The sequence below is a fragment of the Pacificimonas sp. ICDLI1SI03 genome (assembly GCF_054740865.1).
Genome location: NZ_JBSQAU010000001.1, coordinates 1,826,117 through 1,845,076, shown reverse-complemented (window position 1 = coordinate 1,845,076; position 18,960 = coordinate 1,826,117). Strand labels below are relative to the sequence as shown.

At 62.4% G+C, this 18,960-nt stretch carries 19 protein-coding genes; 10 read left to right on the top strand and 9 right to left on the bottom strand.

What is annotated here, in order from left to right:
• The first annotated feature begins 35 nt into the window (after nucleotides 1-35).
• From metF to metH, 3 genes are all read left to right on the top strand, one after another.
• The gene (gene metF / locus ACSMXM_RS09005) at nucleotides 36-917 is read left to right on the top strand and encodes a methylenetetrahydrofolate reductase (RefSeq protein WP_460316389.1); all 882 of its coding nucleotides are present in this window, start codon (nucleotides 36-38) and stop codon (nucleotides 915-917) included.
• Nucleotides 914-1,960: a homocysteine S-methyltransferase family protein gene (locus ACSMXM_RS09000; RefSeq protein WP_460315617.1), complete on the top strand. Its 1,047-nt coding sequence runs from the start codon at nucleotides 914-916 to the stop codon at nucleotides 1,958-1,960. The genes metF and ACSMXM_RS09000 overlap by 4 nt, the downstream gene beginning before the upstream one ends.
• A 76-nt stretch (nucleotides 1,961-2,036) precedes the next feature.
• A complete protein-coding gene (metH, locus tag ACSMXM_RS08995) occupies nucleotides 2,037-4,649 on the top strand; it encodes a methionine synthase (protein ID WP_460315616.1) in 2,613 nt (870 codons plus the stop codon).
• Nucleotides 4,650-4,785: 136 nt separating this feature from the next.
• Here the strand turns inward: metH and ACSMXM_RS08990 are convergent, their stop codons facing one another.
• The 3 genes from ACSMXM_RS08990 to ACSMXM_RS08980 form a co-directional block, all read right to left on the bottom strand.
• Complete coding sequence (locus ACSMXM_RS08990) at nucleotides 4,786-5,085, bottom strand: hypothetical protein (protein ID WP_460315615.1); 300 nt, start codon at nucleotides 5,083-5,085, stop codon at nucleotides 4,786-4,788.
• Nucleotides 5,086-5,256: 171 nt separating this feature from the next.
• The gene (locus ACSMXM_RS08985) at nucleotides 5,257-5,994 is read right to left on the bottom strand and encodes an arginyltransferase (protein WP_460315614.1); all 738 of its coding nucleotides are present in this window, start codon (nucleotides 5,992-5,994) and stop codon (nucleotides 5,257-5,259) included.
• Nucleotides 5,995-6,057: 63 nt separating this feature from the next.
• Entirely contained in the window at nucleotides 6,058-7,311 is a 1,254-nt protein-coding gene (locus tag ACSMXM_RS08980) for a threonine ammonia-lyase (protein WP_460315613.1), read from the bottom strand.
• Nucleotides 7,312-7,368: 57 nt separating this feature from the next.
• On the opposite strand from ACSMXM_RS08980, the gene ACSMXM_RS08975 reads away from it, so the two are divergent.
• Complete coding sequence (locus ACSMXM_RS08975; RefSeq protein WP_460315612.1) at nucleotides 7,369-8,013, top strand: energy transducer TonB; 645 nt, start codon at nucleotides 7,369-7,371, stop codon at nucleotides 8,011-8,013.
• 16 nt (nucleotides 8,014-8,029) lie between these two features.
• Here ACSMXM_RS08975 and dksA read toward each other — a convergent pair whose 3' ends face one another.
• Nucleotides 8,030-8,491 carry an RNA polymerase-binding protein DksA gene (dksA, locus tag ACSMXM_RS08970; protein WP_460315611.1) on the bottom strand — a complete coding sequence of 154 codons (462 nt, stop codon included), beginning with the start codon at nucleotides 8,489-8,491 and terminating at the stop codon, nucleotides 8,030-8,032.
• A 189-nt stretch (nucleotides 8,492-8,680) separates the two neighbouring features.
• Here dksA and ACSMXM_RS08965 point away from each other — a divergent pair, with 189 nt between their 5' ends.
• From ACSMXM_RS08965 to ACSMXM_RS08940, 6 genes are all read left to right on the top strand, one after another.
• Entirely contained in the window at nucleotides 8,681-8,890 is a 210-nt protein-coding gene (locus ACSMXM_RS08965; RefSeq protein ID WP_460315610.1) for a zinc-finger domain-containing protein, read from the top strand.
• Nucleotides 8,887-9,705 carry a Rossmann-fold NAD(P)-binding domain-containing protein gene (locus ACSMXM_RS08960; RefSeq protein WP_460315609.1) on the top strand — a complete coding sequence of 273 codons (819 nt, stop codon included), beginning with the start codon at nucleotides 8,887-8,889 and terminating at the stop codon, nucleotides 9,703-9,705. The genes ACSMXM_RS08965 and ACSMXM_RS08960 overlap by 4 nt, the downstream gene beginning before the upstream one ends.
• Nucleotides 9,702-11,972 carry a xanthine dehydrogenase family protein molybdopterin-binding subunit gene (locus tag ACSMXM_RS08955; protein WP_460315608.1) on the top strand — a complete coding sequence of 757 codons (2,271 nt, stop codon included), beginning with the start codon at nucleotides 9,702-9,704 and terminating at the stop codon, nucleotides 11,970-11,972. Before ACSMXM_RS08960 ends, ACSMXM_RS08955 begins: the two co-directional genes overlap by 4 nt.
• 133 nt (nucleotides 11,973-12,105) lie before the next feature.
• Nucleotides 12,106-13,347 carry a putative DNA modification/repair radical SAM protein gene (locus tag ACSMXM_RS08950; RefSeq protein ID WP_460315607.1) on the top strand — a complete coding sequence of 414 codons (1,242 nt, stop codon included), beginning with the start codon at nucleotides 12,106-12,108 and terminating at the stop codon, nucleotides 13,345-13,347.
• 7 nt (nucleotides 13,348-13,354) lie between these two features.
• A complete protein-coding gene (locus tag ACSMXM_RS08945) occupies nucleotides 13,355-14,755 on the top strand; it encodes a UdgX family uracil-DNA binding protein (protein WP_460315606.1) in 1,401 nt (466 codons plus the stop codon).
• Between the two features lie 76 nt (nucleotides 14,756-14,831).
• Complete coding sequence (locus ACSMXM_RS08940; RefSeq protein ID WP_460315605.1) at nucleotides 14,832-16,280, top strand: DNA recombination protein RmuC; 1,449 nt, start codon at nucleotides 14,832-14,834, stop codon at nucleotides 16,278-16,280.
• 13 nt (nucleotides 16,281-16,293) lie between these two features.
• Here the strand turns inward: ACSMXM_RS08940 and ACSMXM_RS08935 are convergent, their stop codons facing one another.
• From ACSMXM_RS08935 to rapZ, 5 genes are read right to left on the bottom strand one after another with little or no spacing between them, the layout of a single operon-like run.
• A complete protein-coding gene (locus ACSMXM_RS08935) occupies nucleotides 16,294-16,485 on the bottom strand; it encodes a DUF5818 domain-containing protein (RefSeq protein WP_460315604.1) in 192 nt (63 codons plus the stop codon).
• On the bottom strand, nucleotides 16,482-17,282 hold the full coding sequence (locus ACSMXM_RS08930) for a TrmH family RNA methyltransferase (RefSeq protein ID WP_460315603.1): 801 nt from the start codon (nucleotides 17,280-17,282) through the stop codon (nucleotides 16,482-16,484). The genes ACSMXM_RS08935 and ACSMXM_RS08930 overlap by 4 nt, the downstream gene beginning before the upstream one ends.
• A complete protein-coding gene (locus tag ACSMXM_RS08925) occupies nucleotides 17,282-17,545 on the bottom strand; it encodes an HPr family phosphocarrier protein (RefSeq protein ID WP_460316387.1) in 264 nt (87 codons plus the stop codon). The genes ACSMXM_RS08930 and ACSMXM_RS08925 overlap by 1 nt, the downstream gene beginning before the upstream one ends.
• Before the next feature lie 23 nt (nucleotides 17,546-17,568).
• Nucleotides 17,569-17,982, bottom strand: a complete 414-nt coding sequence (locus tag ACSMXM_RS08920) for a PTS sugar transporter subunit IIA (RefSeq protein ID WP_460315602.1) — start codon at nucleotides 17,980-17,982, stop codon at nucleotides 17,569-17,571.
• Between the two features lie 5 nt (nucleotides 17,983-17,987).
• Nucleotides 17,988-18,956 carry an RNase adapter RapZ gene (rapZ, locus tag ACSMXM_RS08915; protein WP_460315601.1) on the bottom strand — a complete coding sequence of 323 codons (969 nt, stop codon included), beginning with the start codon at nucleotides 18,954-18,956 and terminating at the stop codon, nucleotides 17,988-17,990.
• Nucleotides 18,957-18,960 lie beyond the last annotated feature (4 nt).

Here is an 18,960-nt window from a genome sequence, read left to right as displayed (position 1 = left end):
CGCCTCCCGAGCGGGCGCGTGCCAATGCGTCCCCCATGTTCGCCGATCTGGCGGGGGATGTGGACGTGTCGTTCGAATTCTTTCCGCCCAAGACCGAAAAGATGGAGCAGACGCTGTGGCAGTCGATCAAGACGCTGGAGCCTTTGCAGCCGAAGTTCGTCAGCGTCACCTATGGTGCGGGCGGATCGACACGCGACCGTACCCATGCGACGGTTGCCCGCATCGTCAGGGAAACGGGCCTGACGCCGGCGGCGCACCTGACCTGCGTCGATGCCTCAAAAGGTGAAATCGACGAGGTGGCCGACGAATATTGGAATGCGGGCGTCCGCCATATCGTCGCGCTGCGCGGCGATCCGCCGCGACAGGGCGAGCGGTTCACGGCGCATCCCGACGGCTATGATTGTGCAGCCACCCTGATCGAGGGGCTGAAGAAGCGGCACGATTTCGAAATTTCGGTGGCCGCCTATCCGGAGCAGCATCCAGAATCGGGAACGCTGGACGCCGATCTCGACAATCTGAAGCGCAAGCTGGATGCCGGCGGCACGCGCGCCATTTCGCAATTTTTCTTCTCTCCCGAAGCGTTCTTTCGATTCCGGGATGCGGCGGCGGCGCGCGGTATCAATGCGCCGCTGGTTCCCGGCATCCTGCCGGTATCGAATTTCAAGCAGACGAAGAGCTTCGCCGAGATGAACGGAACCGCATTGCCGGGCTGGCTGGAGCGGCTGTTCGAGGGGCTGGACCAGATGGCGGATGCGCGCAAGCTGGTCGCCGCAACCGTCGCGGCGGAAATGTGCCGACGGCTATATGCGGGCGGGATCCGCGACTTTCACTTTTACACGCTGAACCGGGCGGAGCTGAGCTATGCGATTTGTCATATGCTGGGCATGCGACCGCAGCCGGAAGGAGATGCGGCATGAGCGTTCGCGATGAATTCAATGCGCTGATCAAGGAAAGAATCCTGATCAAGGACGGTCCCTATGGCACCGCGATTCAAAAACGACGGCTGCAGGAGGCCGACTATCGCGGCGACACCGGCCTGACGGCCGACCAGAAGGGCAATAACGACCTGCTGAACCTGACGCGACCCGACGTCATCACCGATATCGCCAATGAATATCTGGATGCCGGTGTCGACATCTTTGCCACCAACACCTTCAACGCGACGAAGATCAGCCAGGGCGATTACGATGCGCAGCATCTGGTCGGCGACATCAACCGCGCGGCGGCGAAATTGCTGCGTGACGCCGTCGATGCGCGCCAGGAAAAGGACGGGCGCCGTCGTTTTATCTGCGGCGCGATCGGGCCGACCAACAAGACGCTGTCCATTTCGCCAGACGTCAACAATCCCGGCTTTCGGGAGGTGGATTTCGATGAGGTGAAAGCCGTCTATCGCGAGCAGATCGACGCCCTGGTTGAAGGCGGCGTCGATGCGATCCTGATCGAAACCGTGTTCGACACGCTGAACGCCAAGGCAGCGGCGATGGCGGCGATGGAGGCCGGCGATGAGCTGGGCCGGGATCTGCCCATCATGCTGTCCATGACCCTGACGGACATGGCGGGCCGCAATCTGAGCGGTCAGACGGTCGAGGCGTTCTGGTATTCGGTGCGCCATGTCCGGCCATTGACCATCGGCCTGAACTGTTCGTTCGGTGCGACCGAATTGCGGCCGCATGTCGCCGCGCTCGCCAAGATCGCCGACGCGCCGGTGATGGTTTATCCAAACGCCGGCTTGCCCAATGAAATGGGGGAATATGACGAAGAGGCCGAGACGACGGCGACACTGGTGAAGGCATGGGCGGAGCAGGGCTATGTCAACGCTCTTGGCGGTTGCTGTGGCACCACGCCGGAACATCTTGCCGCCATCGCCAAGGCCGTCGCGGACCTGCCCCCGCGCAAGGTGAAGTCGGCGGCGGCGGCCATGCGCCTGTCGGGGCTTGAGCCGTTTACTGTCGCCGCGTGACCAATGTCTTGCCGCCTTCGATGAAGGCCGGAAGTTCTCCGCACGCGCTGATCATTATTATATTTGAGCACATTTTATGACCTCTTCAGCCACCAATTTCATCAATGTCGGGGAACGCACGAACGTTACCGGATCGGCGCGTTTCAAGAAGCTGATCATGGGTGACGATTACGACGCCGCCATCGAGGTGGCGCGGCAGCAGGTGGAGAACGGCGCCCAGATCATCGACATCAACATGGACGAGGGCCTGCTGGATGCGGTCGTCGCCATGGAGACATTCCTGAAGCTGATCGCTGCCGAACCCGACATTGCGCGCGTTCCGATCATGATCGATTCGTCGAAATGGGAAGTGATCGAGGCCGGCCTGCGCTGTGTCGCGGGCAAGGCGGTCGTGAATTCGATCAGCATGAAGGAGGGCGAGGAGCCGTTCCTGGAGTCGGCGCGCAAGGTCCGGCGATATGGCGCCGCTGCAGTCGTCATGGCGTTCGACGAGGTGGGGCAGGCGGACACTGCCGCACGCAAGATCGAGATTTGCGAGCGCGCCTATAAGTTGCTGGTGGCCGACGGTTTTCCGGCCGAGGACATCATATTTGACCCCAATGTGTTCGCCGTCGCGACGGGCATAGAGGAGCATAATAATTACGGCGTCGATTTCATCGAGGCGACGCGCGAGATCAAGAAGCGCTGCCCGCATGTGAAGATTTCGGGCGGCCTCTCAAATCTCAGCTTCTCATTCAGGGGGAACGAGCCGGTACGTCGGGCGATGCATTCCGTATTCCTGTACCACGCCATTCCGGCGGGCATGGACATGGCCATCGTCAATGCCGGCCAGCTGGACATTTACGACGATATCGACGCCGAACTGCGCGAAGCGTGCGAGGATGTGGTTCTGAACCGCCGCGACGACGCCACGGACCGGCTGCTGGAACTGGCGGAGCGTTACAAGGGCGGCGGCGCGAAAGCGCAGGTCAAGGACATGTCCTGGCGCGAATTGCCCGTCAGGGAGCGGCTGAGCCATGCGCTGGTGAAGGGCATCGACGAATTCGTCGTCGATGACACGGAAGAAGCGCGGCAGGCCGCGGACAAGCCGATCCACGTCATCGAGGGCCCGTTGATGGACGGCATGAACGTCGTCGGCGACCTGTTTGGATCGGGAAAGATGTTCCTGCCGCAGGTGGTGAAGTCCGCGCGCGTCATGAAGAAGGCCGTCGCGCACCTGATCCCCTATATCGAGGCGGAGAAGGAGGAAGGCGCCAAGGCCAAGGGCAAGATCATCATGGCCACGGTGAAGGGCGACGTTCACGATATCGGCAAGAACATCGTTGGCGTCGTGCTGCAGTGCAATAATTTCGAGATCATCGACCTGGGTGTCATGGTGCCGTGGCAGGACATATTGAAGGCCGCGACAGACAATGACGCCGATATTATCGGTCTGTCGGGCCTGATCACGCCTTCGCTGGACGAGATGGTGACTGTCGCCGAGGAGATGCAGAAGGCGAGCATGACCATGCCCCTGCTGATCGGCGGGGCGACCACGTCGAAGGTGCATACGGCGCTGAAGATCGAACAGGCCTATGACGGACCGACGCTGCATGTGCTGGACGCCAGCCGCGCAGTCGGCGTTGCCAGCGCGTTGACCTCCGACGGGGAAGGCGGGACGACACTGATCGAGAAAACCCGCGCCGATTATGAAAAGATCAGGACCGACCGCGCCAATAAGGGGCAGTCGAAGCTGTCACCCATCACCGAGGCGCGCGAAAATGCCTTCGATGCCGATTTTGCCGCCTATACGCCGCTGCGTCCCAATCTGATTGGAACGAAAATCATCGACGATGTCACGGTGAAAATGCTGCGTTCCTATATCGACTGGACGCCGTTTTTCCGTTCGTGGGAACTGGCGGGAAACTATCCCGCGATCCTGGACGACGAGGTTGTTGGCGAAAGCGCGACATCGCTGTTCGAGGATGCGCAGAAGATGCTGGACCGCATAGAGGCGGAGGAATGGCTGACACCGCGCGGTGTTGCCGCCTTCTGGCCGGTGCGGCGCGACGGTGACGATATCATGGTCTTTGCCGATGAAGAGCGCACCAATGAGGTCGCGCGTCTGGCCATGCTGCGCCAGCAGATGGTGAAGCGCGAAGGGCGTGCGAACATGTGTCTGGCGGATTTCATTTCGCCCGATGCGGACTGGCTGGGCGGCTTTGCCGTGACATCGGGCGCGGGAACGGAGGAAATCTCCAAACGCTTCAAGGCCGATCATGACGATTATTCCGACATATTGTTCAAGGCCCTGGCGGACCGTCTGGCGGAAGCTTTTGCAGAATATCTGCACGCGCTGACGCGGCGCGAACTGTGGGGCTATTCGCCCGATGAGCAATTGTCCGATGAGGATCTGATCAAGGAACGCTATCGCGGCATTCGCCCGGCACCCGGCTATCCCGCCTGCCCCGATCATACGTTGAAGCCGATCCTGTTCGACCTGCTGGACGCAACGGAGAATACCGGCGTGACGCTGACGGAATCGATGGCGATGCTGCCGGCCTCTTCCGTGTCAGGCTTTTACTTCGCGCATCCGGACAGCCAGTATTTCGGTGTCGCCCGTATCGGCCGCGACCAGCTGGAGGATTATGCCGAACGGCGGGGAATTGCGGTGGACGAAGCGGAAAGGTGGCTGCGGCCCAACCTCTAGCCCCGGCAGCAAGCCGGCGAGCCCGCCAGGTCGAGATCAATTAAAAAGCCGGACCTCCTTCAGGAGATCCGGCTTTTTCTTTGGGTCCGGCGGTGAGCGGGGGAGGGAAGGGCCGCCGGGCTGTTAGTCGATGGTTCTAAAGCTCAGGCTCTTCATCCATCGTGGGATCCGGCTGTGGGCCGGGTGCCGTAGGCGATACATCCGTGTCAGTGTCGGCGTCGGTGTCCGTATCAACCGTGGGGTCGAGTTCCGGGCCGCTCATGCCGTCGGGATCCGCCTCATCCGTCATCGGAGGCTGACCGGTGGGTTGGGTGTCCTCCATCGCCGGATCCATGGGGGTGCCGTCAGGCATTGTTTCCTGACCCTGAGCGAAGGCGGAGCCTGCGAAACCCAAGAGAGCTGCCGTCGATGCGGTGAGAATAATCTTTTTCTTCATGGCCTTACTCCTTTCATGCGCCTTCGTGGGGGAAGGTTGAAGGCGCTTCGTTGTTAGGCAGGATAAGAACGCGCAGTCAGATGGACTTGGGTTCACGGTTCGTCGCTGGATTTTACCGCCCGGTCGCTAAATTTGTCTTTTTTTGCGCAAATAAGCCGCTTTGCGACTGAATCAGTCGTGCCGGGTCCAGCCGGATGGCTCCAGGGCTTCCAGCGGGCGAAAGCGATATTTGTAATTCATCCGCTCACATCCATCGATCCAATAGCCGAGATAGACATAAGGCAGGCCGGCCGCCTTCGCCCGCATGATGTGATCCAGGATCATGTAGGTGCCGAGGCCGCGGCGCGCTTCATTGTCGGGATCATAGAAGCTGTAGACCATGCTGAGGCCGTCGCTTTGCTGGTCCGTCAGGCATACGCCGACGAGTGTCCCAACCTTCCGCCCCTCGGCAGGGGGTTCGCGATATTCGACGACGAGCGTACCGACAGGCGTCTGTTCGACCATGTCGGCATAGTCGCGCGCGCTCATGTTCGCCATGCCGCCATTAGGGTGCCGTGCCTGCAAATAGCGGCGAAGCAGTGCGAATTGTTCGCTGGTGGCGCGGGTTTCGCAGGCGGCGACATCTATATCGGAATGCCTGCGGCGCAATTTCCGCTGCGAGGTACTGGGCTGAAACTCCCTGGCGATGGTGCGGACAGAGATACATTGCCGGCAGCCGTCGCAACTGGGCCGATAGGCGACATTTTGCGACCGGCGAAACCCGGTACGGGCCAGCGCCTCCAGAACCTGATCCGCCTCCGGACCGTGCAATTCGGTGAAGACCTTTCGTTCCAGCCGGTCAGGCAAATAGGGACACGGCGTGGGCGCGGTCACGAAAAAGCGTGGCAGGCGAAAGCTCTGGTCGGTCACAGGGCTCGTTCTAAACCAGAACGGAACCCCGTGGCCATGGCGGACCTGCTGGCCATGCGGGGACTAGGCGAGCTCGACCATGCTGACGTCGAATCCCTCGCCCCGCAGGCCGTCCAGCAGGCGCTCCAGATGCTGACCGTCGCGGGTTTCACATTCCACATCGGTGATCAGGCCCTTTGCCGGCAGGCTGGAAAAGATCCGCTGATGGGACACTTCCAGAATATTGACCTGATGTTCCAGGAATATCTGCGTGACCTTCATCAATTGGCCCGGCCGGTCCTTTAGCCTGATACGCAGGCGGGCGAGGCGGCCGTCCCGTGCCAGATCGCGCAGCAGCACGTTCGCCAGCAGGCGTGTGTCGATATTTCCCCCGCACAGCGGCAGGCCGACCTTGCGCCCGCGGAAGCGGTCCGGGTGCGTCAGCAGCGCTGCCAACCCTGCCGCGCCGGCGCCTTCCACCACGGTCTTTTCGATGCCGAGCAGCATGGCGACCGATCGCTCCAGCTCTGCCTCTGCGACGAGGACGATGTCGTCCACCATCTGTTCGACGATCTGGAAGGTGAATTCCCCCGGTGCCTTGACGCTGATGCCTTCCGCGAGACTGTCGCCCTCGCAGATCATGCTCTCGCCTTTCAGCTTGCCATACATGGAGGGATAGAGCGCCGCCTGAACGCCGATCACCTCTATGTCGGGCTTCATGTGCTTGGCGGCGATCGAGCAGCCGGAGATGAGGCCGCCGCCGCCGATGGGCACGCACAGCATGTCGAGATCGGGCATGTCCTCCAGCATCTCGACCGCGACGGTGCCCTGACCGGCGATGACGTGAGGATCGTCGAATGGATGCACGAACGTCAGATTGCGTTCCGCCTCCAGCGTCAGGGCGTGCCCGTGTGCCTCATCGAAGTTTTCGCCAAATAATTCTACCGTGGCTCCATGCCCCTTCGTCTGGCTGATCTTCACGAGCGGAGTCGTGATGGGCATGACGATGGTCGTCGGTATGCCGAGGCGCGCGGCGTGATAGCTGAGCCCCTGGCTGTGATTGCCGGCCGATGCGGCGATGACGCCGCGCTGACGCTGTTCCTCGTTGAGGGAGAGGAGTTTGTTGAGCGCGCCGCGTTCCTTGTAGGCGGCGGTGAATTGCAGATTTTCGAACTTCAGCCAGACTTCGGCGCCGGTAATCTCGCTGAGCGTCTTCGCATGCAGGCAGGGTGTGCGAATGACCTGTCCCCGGATTGCCTCGTGAGCGGCGATAATATCGCTGTAGCTGACGGGCAAACGGGTGGACGAGACGTGCGGCGCTGTTTGATTGGCGTTCATAATGAGTGCCCGATAGCCTTATGAGCGGCCTTGCGCCAGCCAAGAGGGAAATGAGACATGTCGTTCATCGACGGCGGATCGGACAGGAAGCGGGACTGGCGCGCGGCATTGGCGGTCGCGGTTCTGCACGTCCTGATCGTTCTTGTCCTGCTGCAGAGCGCCGGCGTGGTGCTGGCGCCGGAGGAACTGCCGGCCCTCGATATATTGGAGGTGCCGGAAAAGCCGCCCGAGCCGGAAGGCGCGCCGGCGGCCCCCGAAGTCCGGCTGGACCCCATCCCCGTCATCGTGCCCCCGCCCGACATAGAGGTCGAACTGCCGCCCCCGCCGATCCGCGCAGCGCCGCCGTCCGGCGGAGAAGCGGACGGTGTCGGGTCGGGAAGCGGCACCGGCCAGTCCGGCAGCGGCTCTGGTGGCGGCGGGATCAGCCGCGCGCAAAAAATCGCCGGCGATATCACGAACCGCGACTATCCCCGCGCGACGCGGCGGACGAATGCGGAGGGCGTCGTCGAGGCGTTCTTTGACATCCGCCCCGACGGCCGGGTCGAGAATTGCCAGGTGACCAGTTCAAGCGGCAACGCGGCGCTGGACGAAACGACATGCCGCCTGATCACCGAACGATTCCGCTATGAGCCCGCCCGCAACGAACGCGGCGAGCCGGTCGGCGACCGCACGGGATGGCGGCAGAGCTGGTGGCGGGAGTAGTGCGTCGAAGCGGCAGCTAGTCGCGCGAAACCTTTTCCACCCTTTCATGTGCCTCCTGCGCCTCAAGCGACAGGGTTGCGACGGGACGGGCATCGAGCCGCTTCAGGCTGATTGGTTCGCCGGTGACCTCGCAATAGCCATATTCGCCCCGATCGAGCCGCCGCAGCGCCGCGTCGATCTTGGCCGTCAATTTGCGCTGCCGGTCGCGGGTACGCAATTGCACCGACCATTCCGATTCGGTGCTGGCGCGGTCCGCCATGTCGGGTTCCTGCAGGCTGTCGACAGCGAGGCTGTCGAGCGTTTCCTGCGCCTCCCGCGCAAGCTCCGCTTTCCAGTCCAGCAGTTTTTTTCGAAAATAGGCTTTCTGCCGCGGCGACATGAATTCTTCGTCGTCCGACGGGCGGTAATCCGCAGGTACATTTTCCGACTCACTGATGCCGGTACTGCTGGTATCCTGGCTAAGCGACTGATTAGTCATAAAGTTCCTCCACGGGAGGGGTCACGCCTCGTCACCCTCTCGTCCCCTGCGGCGGGCCTATACACTTGCCATTATGACGCGACAATGACTGCATGCGAATGCGGGCCGTGCAATCCGGCGGGCAGGACGCACCGGGCAGCGCCGATATTTCGCTTGGGCCGCTTCGCCGCGCGCGCTATTCCGCCCCGCATGGATAGCCAACGCATCGCCCCCGATCCCGAAAATCCCGAGACCCTGTATGTGGCCAGCACGCGCACATCCTGTGAAGGCGAGGGCGGCGCACTGGGCCATCCACGCGTTTATCTGCAAATGGGCGCCGACGGGTTCGTCGACTGCGGCTATTGCGACCGTCGCTTCATCCTGGAGGGCGGCCCCGCCGACAAGCGCGCCGCGGCGTGAGCGAAGAGCCTGCCCGCCTGCTGATATTCGGCAAGGGCTATACGGCCACGCGGCTGACGAGCAGCCTGCCACGCGGCGAATGGACCGTGGATGCGACTGGGCAGACTGCGCGACCGGGCATCATCTCCCTCGACGATCCCACCCTTCCCGATCTGATCGCGCGCGCGACGCATATCCTGTCCTCGACACCCCCCGCCGATGAAAGCGACCCGGTACTGGACCGTTATTCACACGATCTGAGCGCGACGGAGGCCTGGGTCGGCTATCTTTCCTCTACCGGCACCTATGGCGACACGCAGGGCGCATGGGTGGATGAGACGGCGACGGTGGGCGCGGGGCGGCGCGGGGCGCGAATTGCCGCCGACCTGGGCTGGCAGGCGCTGGACCGGCCGGTCGCGATATTCCGCCTGCCCGGCATATACGGGCCGGGCCGTTCGGCGTTTGACCGACTGCGGCAGGGAAAGGGGCAACGCATAGATGCGCCAGGGCAGGTTTTCAGCCGCATCCATGTGGACGATATTTGCGCGGTCGTGCGTGCGGCAATGAAGCAAGGGTCGAGCGGAATTTATAATCTTTCCGATGACGAGCCGGCCCCGGCATCGGATGTCACAGCCTATGCGGCGCGGCTGCTGGGAGTGGCGGTGCCGCCGCTTATCCCGCTGGAGGAAGCGCGGCTGTCGCCCGCCGCGCGCGGATTTTACACGGAGACGCGGCGCGTCGCCAATGGCAGGATGAAGCGAGATTTGCTGCCGCGCCTTCGCTATCCTGACTATAGAAGCGGTCTTGCGGCCATACATATGGAGGAAACCCAATGAAATTCGGTATCGGCCAAAGCCCCAAACGCCTGGAAGACGACCGCCTGCTGACGGGGGCCGGGCGCTATACCGACGATCTGCAGCCCGATGGCTGCGTCTATGGTGTAACCGTGCGCTCGCCCTATGCCCATGCACGGATTGCCGGCATCGACACCGCTGCGGCACGGGAGATGCCCGGCGTTCTGGCGGTCTATACCGCCGAGGACATCGCCGATTATGGCCGCATCCCCTGTCTGTTGCCGCTCGCCGGGCCGGGGATGGCGGAACGGCCCCTGCTGACGGGGGACAAGGTCCGTTTCGTCGGCGATGGTGTTGCCTTCGTGGTGGCGAAAACGCGTGATCAGGCGCGCCTGGCGGCGGAAGCGGTCGAGGTCGATTATGACGAACTGCCCGCCGCGCATTCCATCGACGCCGCCTTGAAGGAGGGCGCGACGAAATTATGGGAGGAGGCCGGCAGCAACAAGCTGTTCGACTGGGATGCAGGCGACGCGGAAGGGGCGGATGCCGCCTTTGGCAAGGCCGCGCACGTCACGAAATGCCGCCTGATCCAGAATCGCATCGCGCCCAGCAGCATGGAGGTTCGCGCCGCCGTGGCGGAATATGATGCGGACGCGGGATTCACGATCACTTTTGGCAGTCAGGGTGTGGTCAGCGCCCGAAAAGACCTGTCGGCCATGCTGAATATCGACAAGGAACAGCTGCGGGTCGTTACGCACGACGTCGGGGGCGGCTTTGGCATGAAGGGGTTTCTGTATCCCGAATATGGCCTGGTGCTGCACGCGACGCGCGATCTGGGCGTTCCCGTCAAATGGACCGGCGAACGCGGCGATGCGTTTCAGACCGATGTCCATGGCCGGGCCATGGTGTCGGAAGCGTCGCTGGCGCTGGACGCCGATGGCCGTATTCTGGCGATGAAGGTTGAAAGCTGGGCGGATCTGGGCGCCTATCAGTCGCAGTTCGGGCCCGGTATCCAGACCTTTGCCGGCGGCTGCATCATGGGCGGCGTCTATCGCATCCCCTCAATCCACAATCTGGTGCATGGCGTCGTCACGAACACGACCCCGATCGATGCCTATCGCGGCGCGGGACGTCCCGAATCGGCATATACGATGGAGCGCCTGATCGAGGCGGCGGCGCACGAAATCGGCATGACAACAGACGAGATTCGGCGCCGCAATCTGCTGCTGCCGGACGAACTGCCGCATCAGAACGGCCTGGGCCTGACATTCGACGTGGGCAATTTCCCCGCCCTGCTGGATGGCGCGCTGGAGCGGGCGGACTGGAACGGATTCGATGCCCGCAAGGCCGAGGCGGCCGGGCGCGGCATGCTCTATGGTCGTGGCATTGGCTTTTACGTGGAGATTGCCGGCGGCGGCTCCACCGAGGAATTTGCCGACATCCGCATCGCAAAAGGCAAGGTACATGCCGCCATCGGCACGCAGTCGAACGGCCAGGGGCACGAGACAGCCTATGCGCAGGTCATCGCCGAGCGACTGGGCATCGACCTGGAGGACGTGCTGATCGAACAGGGCGATACGCAGCGGATGAACAGGGGCCATGGCACGGGCGGATCTCGCTCCATGGTGTGGGGCGGCGCGGCAGGCCTGTTCGCCGCCGATCAGGTGATCGACAAGGCGCGCAAGCTGGCGGAAGCGGACCTGGGCGGCGACGTCGATTTCGACGAGGGCGTATTTCGCGCGCGCGGGTCCAACGAAACGCGCAGCCTGTTCGAACTGGCAGAGGCGCATCCGGGCGAACTGGATGCGGATGGCAGTTTCAAGACCGAACACCCGACGCCGACATTTCCCAATGGCTGTCACATCGCGGAGGTCGAGCTGGACCCCGCCACCGGCATCATGAAGGTGACACGCTATACCGTGCTGGATGATTTCGGGACATTGGTGAACCCGGTTCTGGTCGAGGGACAGGTGCAGGGCGGTGTCGCCCAGGGTCTGGGGCAGGCCATTCTGGAAGAGGTCGTCTATGATGAAACGGGACAGCTTCTGACCGGCAGTTTCATGGATTATGGCATGCCCCGCGCCGACGACATGCCGCTGGGCATGACATTCGACACGCTGCCGACGAAGAGCCCGAACAATCCACTCGGGGCGAAAGGGTGCGGCGAGGCGGGCACGATCGGCGCCATGCCGTCGATCATGAACGCCCTTGTCGATGCGCTGGGCGGCCAGCATGTCGATATGCCCGCAACGCCGGAAAAGCTGTGGCGTTTGGCGCAGGGCATGGAGATGCGGCAGGCGGCTGAATAGGCGCCCGACGGATTGGGGGGCTGACGTGCGGCCCCCCCCGTGATCCCCGCCATCGCGGAACGGATCGACGACTGTTTGTCGCAGTTTACCGATGTTTATCGACTCTGCTGTCGATAGAACATAAGCTGAACGAATGGCGCAATTGGACACTCGGGAAAAGCTGGCGATCCTTGCGGACGCGGCGAAATACGATGCGTCCTGCGCTTCATCGGGCACATCGAAGCGGGACAGCGCCGGCGGCAAGGGGCTCGGCTCGACGGAGGGTATGGGTATCTGCCATGCCTACGCCCCCGACGGCCGTTGCATATCGCTGTTGAAGATTTTGCTGACGAACAGCTGCATTTTCGATTGTCATTATTGCATCAACCGCAAAAGCTCGAACGTCCGTCGCGCGCGTTTCACGGTCGAGGAAGTGGTGCAGCTGACGCTGAACTTCTACAAGCGAAATTATATCGAGGGGCTGTTTCTATCGTCGGGCATCATCCGGTCGTCGAATTATACGATGGAACAGATTGTCGAAATTGCCCGGCAATTGCGCGAGGTTCACGATTTCCGCGGATATATTCACTTAAAGACCATCCCGGATGCCGACCCTGAATTGATGCGCGCGGCGGGCCTTTATGCCGATCGCATTTCTATAAATGTCGAATTGCCGACGACGAATGGTCTGAAGCGACTGGCACCGGAAAAGGATGGCGGCCGTATCGAGGGTGCGATGGGCGGAATGAAAACCGCTATCGAAGACGGCCGGGACGCGAAGAAGCGCTATAAATCCGCGCCGAAATATGCGCCTGCGGGGCAATCCACCCAGATGATCGTCGGGGCGGACGCGGCGAGCGACGGGGACATCATTGTGAAGGCGTCCAGCCTGTATGATCGGTTTCATATGCGGCGGGTCTATTACAGCGCCTTCAGCCCGATCCCCGATGCCAGCGCGGTGCTGCCGCTGAAATCGCCGCCCCTGATGCGCGAACATCGCCTGTATCAGTCGGACTGGCTGATGCGCTTTTATGGCTTCCAGCCGCGCGAGGTGGTGGCGGCAACAGATGATGGCATGCTGCCGCTGGATATCGATCCCAAGCTGGCCTGGGCGTTGAAGTTTCGCGAAAGCTTTCCGGTGGATATAAACCGGGCGCCGCGAGAGATGCTGTTGCGCGTGCCGGGCCTTGGCACGAAGGCCGTGGGCGCGATCCTGTCATCGCGGCGCTATCGCAATTTGCGGCTGGAGGACGTGGCGCGCCTGACACAGTCGGTGCGGAAAATTCGCCCCTTCATTTCCTGCGTGGGATGGTCGCCCGGCAAGACCACGGATCTGGCCGACCTGAAAGCGTTGATCGTGCCGAAGCGGGAACAGCTGGAACTGTTTGCGGCTTGATGCGCCGATGCGCTGTGTAACGCTGGAACATGAAGAGGATTTTGACGGGTGGCGCACTGCTGCCCGCGCCCTCGCGCTGGCGAATGTACCGCCGGAGGATGTGACCTGGCAGGTGGGCGACACGGCGCAGGACCTGTTCGGTGACGAGGCGGTGTTGGAGGACAATAGCCGGGCCACCCTGACCGTGCCAAAGCCGTTCCTGCAACTGGCCCAGAGCGTGATCTGTCATTCTGAGCGGGAGCGGTTTGCCCTACTGTACCGGATGCTGCTGCGGCTTCAGAAGAACCGGGAGGCGATGCAGGATCGTGCGGATCCGCTGCAGAAACGGTTGGAGGAACTGCGCAAGTCGGTTGCCCGCGACATTCATAAGATGCGCGCTTTCGTCCGATTCAGGGAGGTGCAGACCGACGGCGAAACGCGGTTCGTCGCCTGGTTCGAGCCGGAACATCATATCGTCCGTACCAATGCTCCGTTTTTCCAGCGCCGCTTCGCCAGCATGAACTGGTCGATTTTGACGCCGGAACTGTGCGCGCATTGGGACGGCGAAACGCTGTCTTTTACCGAGGGGGCGACGAAGGCCGACGCCCCGGCGGGCGACCTGGTCGAGGAAACGTGGAAAACCTATTTCGCCTCTATCTTCAATCCTGCGCGGATGAAGGTGAAGGCGATGACGGCGGAAATGCCGAAGAAATACTGGAAAAACATGCCGGAAAGCGCGCTGATCCCCGGCATGATCGCAGGTGCGCGGGCGCGGGAGGTCGATATGGTGAAAACTTCCAGAGAGGGCATTGCCCGCGCCGGTGAGAATCGCACGAAATCATTGTCGGCCCTGCGGGAGGAGGCAGAGGGATGTCGCCGCTGTGACCTGTGGAAGCCGGCGACGCAGCTGGTGTTCGGAGAAGGGCCGGTCGATGCGGCCCTGATGCTGATCGGTGAACAGCCGGGCGATCAGGAGGATCTGGCCGGGCGGCCCTTCGTCGGGCCGGCGGGGCAGTTGCTGGACCGTTTCCTGTCGGACGTCGGCATCGACCGTAGTGCCACCTATGTCACCAATGCCGTCAAGCATTTCAAATATGAGCAGCGCGGCAAGCGCCGCATCCACTCCAAACCGAATGGCGGCGAAATCGATGCCTGCCGATGGTGGCTGACGCAGGAAATCGACCTCGTGCAGCCGAAAGTGACGGTGGCGCTGGGGGCCAGCGCAGCGCGCGCGATGCTGGGTAAAACCGTCACGATCTCAAAGACGCGCGGGGCCGCCATCGAACTGCCGGACGGGTCGGAAGGATGGGTGACGGTGCACCCCAGCTATTTGCTGCGCATCCCCGATCAGGGCCGGGCAGAGGAGGAGCGGGCGCGATTCAGGGAAGACCTGGCGACAGTGAAAGCCCGCGTGGCGGCGCTGACCTGATCGGGGGTCGGGGGCTTGTCCGGGCGGTGAACCTTCGTTAAGCGTTCATCTTTCGTTCCGCCGGTGAAAGCGCAGCATGACGCCCGAGATCCTCATTGCCTTTGTCGTCGCACTTACGCTGGGGGTGCTGCTCGGCTGGCTGATGTGGGCGCGCGGCCTGGCGGCGATACGCGCCGATCTGACGGCGGTTAAAACAGCACATGATGAGGCGCGCGCGGCGCGCGAAAAGGCAGAGGGCGATTTGCACGTGGCCCGCTCTGACAAGGCTCTCGCGGAAAAGGGCGCTGAGGATATTCGTGCCCGGCTGGAGGAAATCCGTGTCGAGGTGGAGCGTCTGAAGCCTATCGAGCTGGCGCATGAAAAGCTAATTTCCACATCGACGGAACGCGAAAAGGCGTTTCTGGAGCGGGAGGCGGACCTTAATCGTCGGTTCGATGAGCTGGCCGACAAGGCACTTGGCCGGACGACGGAAGCGTTCCTAAAGCGCGCGGAGGAAACGCTGGTCCGGCACCGCGAGGCGGCGGGACAGGGGCTGGAGCAGAATCGCGCAGCCCTCGACAAGCTGATCTCTCCCATGCGCGAAACGCTGACCAAATATGAGGCGCAGCTGAAGGAGATGGAGGAAAAACGCGCCGGGGCCTATGGCGCGATCACGAACGCCATCGCCGATGTAAAACTGGGGCAGGAGCGCGTTTCGCAAGAGGCGCAGCGGATCGTCGGCGCACTGAGAAACGCGCCCAAGGCGCGCGGCCGCTGGGGCGAGCACCAGCTGCGCCGGGTGCTGGAAATGGCGGGCCTGTCGAAACATTGCGATTTTTCCGAGGAAGTGCACCGTGACGTTGCCGATGGGCCGAACGTCCGGCCCGACGCCGTCGTGAACCTGCCGAACGACCGGGTGCTGGTCATCGATGCCAAGGTGTCGCTGAACGCCTATCAGGACGCGGCCGCAGCGGAGACGGACGAGGACCGGCGACTGCACCTGATCGCGCATGCAAAGGCGATGCGCGCCCATGTGGAGACGCTGGGGCGCAAAAGCTATACGCAGCAATTTGACGATACGCTGGATTTCGTCATCATGTTCGTGCCCGGCGAGAACTTCCTCGCCGCCGCGCTGGAGACGGATCAGGACCTGTTCGAAATGGCGTTCGAGCGACGCGTCCTGCTGGCGAGCCCGACGAACCTGATCGCCATCGCGCGTACCGTCGCGATGGTGTGGCAGCAGGAAAAGGCTGCGGACGACGCGCGGGAGATTTCCGCGATCGGCAAGGAGCTGTACGACCGGCTGGCAACAATGGGCGAGCATGTCGCGAAGCTGGGACGCAATCTGGACCTGGCGTCGGGCGCCTATAACAAGATGGTCGGCAGCCTGGAATCGCAGGTCATGACGTCCGCCCACCGCCTGCGCGAAAAAGCCATCGATACGCCGAAGAAAACGGTCGAGGCGCTGCCAACCGCGACAGTGGATATTCGTCCGCTGACGAAGCTGGAGAATGCGAGCGCGGAAACGCGAGACGCGGCGGAGTGAGCCGAAAGATACCTTAGAAAGCTGCGACGCCCTCAACTTCGACAAGGTCGTCGCGAACGGTGCCGGTGACGACGACCATCTTTTCAACGAGGTCGACAGGCATGCGCGGGAGTATCAGGCGCAGCTTTCGCCCGTCGTCGCAGGCAAGGATGAAATTACCCTCCGGCCGGATCAGGCGCCCGGTCAGCTTTACTTTTTCGGTCATTGACGGCGGTGCTGGTTCAGGACCTCATAAAGCATGACGGCGCAGCTGACCGCGACATTCAGAGAGTCCGCCTTGCCCAGCATTGGCATCTTCACCAGCGCATCGCACGCGGCTTCATAATGATCCGGCAGGCCGGACTGCTCATTGCCCATGAAAACGAATGTGGGGCGGGGATAGGCCACCGCCTGATAATCCTGCTCGGTCTTCAGACTGGTGCCGACAAGCATCGCCGGGGTCGTGCGCAGCCAAGTGAGAAAGTCCTCTCCCGCTGCCTGCGCAATCGGGGTGGTGAAAAGTGCGCCCATCGACGCGCGCACGGCCTCGACGCTGAACGGGTCGCAGCTTTGATCCAGCAGGATGACGCCACCCGCGGCGACGGCATCGGCCGTACGCAGGATGGTACCGAGATTGCCCGGATCCTTCAGCGATTCGCAGACGATCCAGATTGCTGCGGCGTCAGGGTCCAACCGCGACAATGACGTGTCCAGCAGATCGAATACGCCGACGACTCCTTGTGGATTGTCCTTGCCCGAAATCTTGGCGAGAATATCACGACTGACCGCCAGAGCCTCGCCACCGGATGCCTCCGTTTCATCAATCAGGCGCCGGGTCAGTTCATGCCGGTCGCCCTCCGCGAAAATCATCACGCGCGGGACGTGGCCAGCCTCGAGCGCCTCCGTGCAGATGCGCAGGCCCTCTGCCATGAACAGGCCCTCGGCGATGCGGTTCTTCTTCTGGGCCAGCCCCCGCACGCGCTTGATGGTCGCATTGGAAAAGCTGGTGATCTGGCGGGGCATTATTCCTCGCCGAATTTATTCTCGATCAGGCCGACGAGGGCCGTAATCGCAGCCTCGGCATCGGCGCCGTTGGCGTGCACCGTCACAGTGTCGCCGGGTCCGGCGGCCAGCATCATCAGGCTCATGATACTCGTGCCCGGGGCAGTGGTGCCGTCCTTATCGACGATGACAGAGGCGTCGAATTCCGTCGCCAGGGTCACGAATTTCGCACTCGCGCGGGCATGCAGTCCGCGTTTGTTGCGGATGGTAACGGACTGTTGCAGCGTCCCACTCTCCGACTGGGTATTCAGGCGACTTCGCCCAGAATCTTGGAGGCGACGGAAATATACTTCCGCCCCGCCTCCTGCGCCGCCTCGATGGCGTCTTCGGCCGACATATGGTCGCGCACGCTGGCAAGTCGGATCAGCATCGGCAGGTTCATGCCGGCAATAACCTCGACCGCGCTGGAGCGGCCTGCGCCCATCAGGCTGATCGCAAGGTTGGAGGGTGTGCCACCGAACATGTCCGTCAGGACGACGACGCCGCTGCCTGAATCGGTTTCCGCAATCGCATCGGCGATATCGCTGCGGCGCAGTTCCATGTCGTCATGCGCCTCTATGCAGATGGCGGCAATCTGCCGCTGCTTTCCGACGACGTGTTCCATGGCGGAAACGAATTCGCGCGCCAGACCGCCATGCGTTACCAGAACCATACCCAACATGTTGCCTAAGCTGCCACCTCTGCGCCGACCGATTTCCGCCGGGCGCCTTCACTACGTCCCAACACATCGCGGTGCACCACGTTTGGCTCCATCCCGGAGTCGCGCAGATGCGCCGCAAGCCGTTCCGCAACGTAAACGGAACGATGGCGACCGCCCGTACAGCCAATCGCGACGGTAAGATAGGCTTTTCCTTCTCGCTTGTAAGCAGGAAGAAGCGTGGTCACGAGGCCGGATATACGCTCGAAGGCATCCGAAAATGCAGCATCGGCAGCAACATATTCGCCGACGGCGGGGTCAAGGCCGGTAAGCGGACGCAGTTTGTCGACCCAATGCGGATTTGCCAGAAACCGCATGTCGAACATCATGTCCGCATCGCGCGGGACACCCCGGGCGAATCCAAAGGACATGACCGTAAGGGTCAGCCCGGAATCCGAACCGCCGCTGAACTTGTCGGTGATCTCCCGGCGCAAATCGTGGACGCTATAGTCCGTCGTATCGATGACGATGTCGGCCCAGCGCCGCAGCGGTGCCAGCACCTCCCGCTCCCGCGCGATCCCATCGGTTGCCGGTCGGTCGCTTGCCAGAGGATGCCTGCGGCGGGTTTCGGAAAAGCGCCGCACGAGTTCCCCCCCGGCACAGTCGATGAAGAGGACGCGCGCCTGATTGCCGTCGTCGCGCAGATCCTTGATTCTGTGCACGACCTTCTCGGCCGCAAAGGCGCGTGTGCGCACGTCGATGCCCACGGCGAGCGGGCGGTCGGCAAACTCCTTCGCCGTATCCAGTTTCAGCAGGCGCGACAGCAGCGACAGCGGCAAATTGTCCACGACTTCATAACCGTGGTCCTCAAGCGCGCGCAGCGCCGTCGATTTGCCTGCGCCCGACATGCCGGTAACGATCAGCAGCGGCGGTCGCGGCTCGCCCTTGCCGGCGGTTCGCGTTTTCTCCTCTTCGGCGTGTTTTTTCGAATCGGACATATGC

Coding starts and splice junctions, on each gene's coding strand:
- metF (WP_460316389.1), top strand. CDS start 36: ATGTTCGCCGATCTGGCGGGGGATGTGGACGTGTCGTTCGAATTCTTT.
- ACSMXM_RS09000 (WP_460315617.1), top strand. CDS start 914: ATGAGCGTTCGCGATGAATTCAATGCGCTGATCAAGGAAAGAATCCTG.
- metH (WP_460315616.1), top strand. CDS start 2,037: ATGACCTCTTCAGCCACCAATTTCATCAATGTCGGGGAACGCACGAAC.
- ACSMXM_RS08990 (WP_460315615.1), bottom strand. CDS start 5,085: ATGAAGAAAAAGATTATTCTCACCGCATCGACGGCAGCTCTCTTGGGT.
- ACSMXM_RS08980 (WP_460315613.1), bottom strand. CDS start 7,311: ATGAACGCCAATCAAACAGCGCCGCACGTCTCGTCCACCCGTTTGCCC.
- ACSMXM_RS08975 (WP_460315612.1), top strand. CDS start 7,369: ATGTCGTTCATCGACGGCGGATCGGACAGGAAGCGGGACTGGCGCGCG.
- dksA (WP_460315611.1), bottom strand. CDS start 8,491: ATGACTAATCAGTCGCTTAGCCAGGATACCAGCAGTACCGGCATCAGT.
- ACSMXM_RS08965 (WP_460315610.1), top strand. CDS start 8,681: ATGGATAGCCAACGCATCGCCCCCGATCCCGAAAATCCCGAGACCCTG.
- ACSMXM_RS08955 (WP_460315608.1), top strand. CDS start 9,702: ATGAAATTCGGTATCGGCCAAAGCCCCAAACGCCTGGAAGACGACCGC.
- ACSMXM_RS08950 (WP_460315607.1), top strand. CDS start 12,106: ATGGCGCAATTGGACACTCGGGAAAAGCTGGCGATCCTTGCGGACGCG.
- ACSMXM_RS08945 (WP_460315606.1), top strand. CDS start 13,355: ATGCGCTGTGTAACGCTGGAACATGAAGAGGATTTTGACGGGTGGCGC.
- ACSMXM_RS08940 (WP_460315605.1), top strand. CDS start 14,832: ATGACGCCCGAGATCCTCATTGCCTTTGTCGTCGCACTTACGCTGGGG.
- ACSMXM_RS08935 (WP_460315604.1), bottom strand. CDS start 16,485: ATGACCGAAAAAGTAAAGCTGACCGGGCGCCTGATCCGGCCGGAGGGT.
- ACSMXM_RS08930 (WP_460315603.1), bottom strand. CDS start 17,282: ATGCCCCGCCAGATCACCAGCTTTTCCAATGCGACCATCAAGCGCGTG.
- ACSMXM_RS08920 (WP_460315602.1), bottom strand. CDS start 17,982: ATGTTGGGTATGGTTCTGGTAACGCATGGCGGTCTGGCGCGCGAATTC.
- rapZ (WP_460315601.1), bottom strand. CDS start 18,956: ATGTCCGATTCGAAAAAACACGCCGAAGAGGAGAAAACGCGAACCGCC.